General features: G+C 63.3%; 3 protein-coding genes and 1 pseudogene. All 4 read right to left on the reverse strand.

Features of this window, described 5'->3' with window-relative positions; all coding sequences use genetic code 11:
- Positions 1-1578, reverse strand: a 1578-nt coding sequence (locus Q7T64_RS10230) for a xanthine dehydrogenase family protein molybdopterin-binding subunit (RefSeq protein WP_304795176.1), incomplete at its 3' end; no start/stop codon positions are given.
- A pseudogene (locus Q7T64_RS18125) lies at positions 1571-2071 on the reverse strand ((2Fe-2S)-binding protein). The pseudogene Q7T64_RS18125 and the gene Q7T64_RS10230, both read right to left, overlap by 8 nt.
- 14 nt (positions 2072-2085) lie before the next feature.
- A complete protein-coding gene (locus tag Q7T64_RS10245; RefSeq protein ID WP_304795181.1) occupies positions 2086-2973 on the reverse strand; it encodes a xanthine dehydrogenase family protein subunit M in 888 nt (295 codons plus the stop codon).
- Positions 2970-3195 (reverse strand): hypothetical protein (locus tag Q7T64_RS10250; RefSeq protein WP_304795182.1); only part of this gene is annotated, 226 nt, incomplete at its 5' end. The genes Q7T64_RS10250 and Q7T64_RS10245, both read right to left, overlap by 4 nt.

Consider the following 3195-nt stretch of genomic DNA (forward strand, 5'->3'; position numbering starts at 1 on the left):
ATGCAGCACGCGGATGCTGTCGGGCTCGCGCTGCAGGATCTCGCCGACCACGGTCGACACCAGCGTCTCGTGCGCCTGGCCCGAGGTCGAGGTGCCCATCATGGCCGTGATCGAACCGGACAAGTCAATCCGCACCAGGCAGGAATCCATCCAGGTGGTGGTCTTGTTTTTTGGATTCAGCAGCGGCTCGAAGGACGAGTTGCCGCCCGACGGCTCCAGGCAAGTGGAAATGCCGATGCCGGCCAACAGGCCGCTGGCGCGCAGCGCATCGCGCTCCTTGACCAGCTCGTCGAATTTCGCCGTTGCCATCGCCTTGCCGAGCACGGTTTCGTAATCGCCCGAATCGTAATGGGTGCCGCTCGGGATCAGGTAGGGGAACTCATCCCGGCCGATCAGGTTGCGGTGCCGCAGTTCGATCCGGTCCATGCCCAGGTAGCGGGCCACCTTGTCGATGCCGGTCTCGATTGCATAGTTGGTCGGCGCCTGGCCAAAGCCGCGCACGGCTTCTTGCGGCGTCTTGTTGGTCAGTACCGAAACGGCTTCATATTCGACACTGCCGATCCGGTATGGCCCGACGATGGCGCCCACTGGCTTGCCCAGTTGCAGCGGCGAGCGGCCCGAATACGCGCCGATATCGTCGATCGCGCGCATGCGCATCGACTTGATCGCGCCGTCGGCTTCAAACGCCAGCGTGACATCGAAAATCCGGTCCGGACCCTGCATGTCGCCACCGCGCATGTTTTCCAGGCGGTCTTCCAGGAAGCGCACCGGACGGCCCAGCTTGCGCGACAGGTAACCCACCAGCACCGAATGCTTGAGCCCACGCTTGACGCCATAACTGCCGCCGACGTCGACGTCGAAATGCACGCGCACATTATTGCCCGGCATGCGCAGGCACTTGGCGATCTGGTCCGGGTATTTCGGCATCTGGATCGAGGCCCAGACATCCAGGATCTGCGTCGTATCGTTCCACGAGCAGGTGACCACGAAGGTTTCGATCGGCACGGTGGAGCTGCGCGCCCAGCGCACCCGGTACGACAACTTGTGCTGCGCCCGCTCGAAGTCCTCGTCCACCGCACCCCAGGTAAACTTGCGGCGCAGGATGGTGTTGGTGCCATGCGACGGATGCACCAGCGGCGCGGCCTCGGTCAGCGAGAATTCCGGATCGACCACATGCGGCATCTGTTCGTATTCGACCTGCACCAGTTCGCTGGCGTCTTCCGCCAGTGCGCGCGAATCGGCCACCACGGCGACCACCCATTCGCCGGCGTAGCGCACCACATCCTTGGCCAGCGAATAACGGGTCACGCTGGCGGCATCGACGCCGGGCAGCGAGGGATCGGTATTGGCATGGAATTCTTCGCCGGTCAGCACCGCATGCACGCCCGGCATGGCCAGCGCCCCGGACACATCGATCGACAGGATCTTTGCACTGGCATACGGGCTGGCGACAATCGCCACATGCAACAGGCCCGGCACCTGGATATCTGCCGCATAGCGGCCCTGGCCGAACACGAAACGCTTGTGCTCGACTGCGCGCCGATGGCGGCCTACGTAACGGAATTTTGGATCAGCCATGATGCGCACCCTCCTTGGCGTCCGGGCTGGTCGCATGCTTGACCGCATCGACGATCTGTTGATAGCCGGTGCAGCGGCACAAGTTGCCGCCGATGGCTTCGCGGATTTGCTGCTCGTCCGGATGCGGGTTTTTAGCGACCAGCGCATGGCAGGCGATCAGCATGCCGGGCGTTCAGTAGCCGCATTGCATGGCGTGCTTTTCGCAGAACGCGTCCTGGATCTTCGACATCTGGCCGCGTTCCGGCGCCAGGCCTTCGACCGTGGTGATTTCCATGCCATCCACCTGCACGGCAAACGTGCAGCACGAGCGCACCGGCTCGCCGTTGAGCAATACGGAACAAGCGCCGCAAATGCCGTGTTCACAGCCGACGTGCGTGCCGGTCAGCAGCAGGTGGTCACGCAGGAAATCCACCAGCGTGGTGCGCGCTTCGACCTGGCGCGACTGCACCGTACCGTTGACCTTGAGGGTGACTTTCACCAGATTGTTTGACATTGTGATCTCTCCTTTTATGCCTTGGCCACGGCGCGTTGGCCCTGGCCGGCTTTGGCCAGCATGCGCGACAGCAGCACTGTTGCCAGGTGACGTCGGTAATCGGCGTCGGCATGCATGTCCGAGCCGGGCTCGGCGCTCTGTGCCGCGGCATGGGCCACGTCCTTGGCCAGCTTTTCATCGATCTTGCGGCCCACCAGTTGCTGCGCCAGCTCCGGGAACGCCAGCGGTATGCCGTCCACGCCACCCAGCCCAAATGCCGCACGCTGGCAAACGCCGTCAGCGCCGATCTGCAACTGGCACGCGGCCGAGGCCATGGCAAAGTCGCCGTGGCGCATCGCCACTTCATCGAATATCGTCACCACGCCGGGCCCTTGCCAGACCGGCCATTCGATCTCGACCAGGCATTCGGTTTCACCGACCGCGGTAAACATCGGCCCCATGAAAAATTCGGATGCCGGTACCGTGCGCACGCCGCCGGATTTGCTGCGCAAGCGCAGGCCGGCGTTGAGGATGCTGGCTGCCAGTGGCAACTCTGCCGATGGATCGGCATGTACCAGGCTGCCGCCGACGGTGCCGCGGTTGCGGGTCTGGACGTGGCCGACCCACTTGAGCGCATCGCGCACCAGTGGCAGCGACTTGTGCAATTCGGTGTTGAACTCGACGTCGCGCTGGCGGGTTGCCGCGCCCATTGTGACGTGGTCGGCGGCGATCTGGATATTCTTCAGTTCGCCCAGCCGGTTGATGTCGACCAGCAGCGCCGGGCGCGCCAGTCGCATTGCCATCATCGGGACCAGGCTCTGGCCGCCGGCAATCAGTTTGGCGTCCGACGCGTTGGCGTCGAGTACCTCCAGTGCGTGCTCCAGGCTGCTGGCGCAGACGTAATCGAATGCTGCCGCTTTCATGGCCGCTTCCCTTCGCCTGCTGCTGCAGGCCAAAACGCGTTGACGGTGTTCAATTTCTCTCCTTCGGACGGGCGGGCACATGCCGGCTTGGTCGCAAGTTTGGCAAGTATCGGGATATTGGGGAGGGAGTTCAATCGATTAATAGTCATGGAGCGTGACTTTTGCTGATGATGGGGGCGGGTGGGGGATTGTAGGCTTTGTGGTGGGGTGGTGGGGGTTGTC

Source organism: Lacisediminimonas sp., assembly GCF_030645335.1.
In the GTDB taxonomy this organism is placed as follows: domain Bacteria; phylum Pseudomonadota; class Gammaproteobacteria; order Burkholderiales; family Burkholderiaceae_D; genus Lacisediminimonas.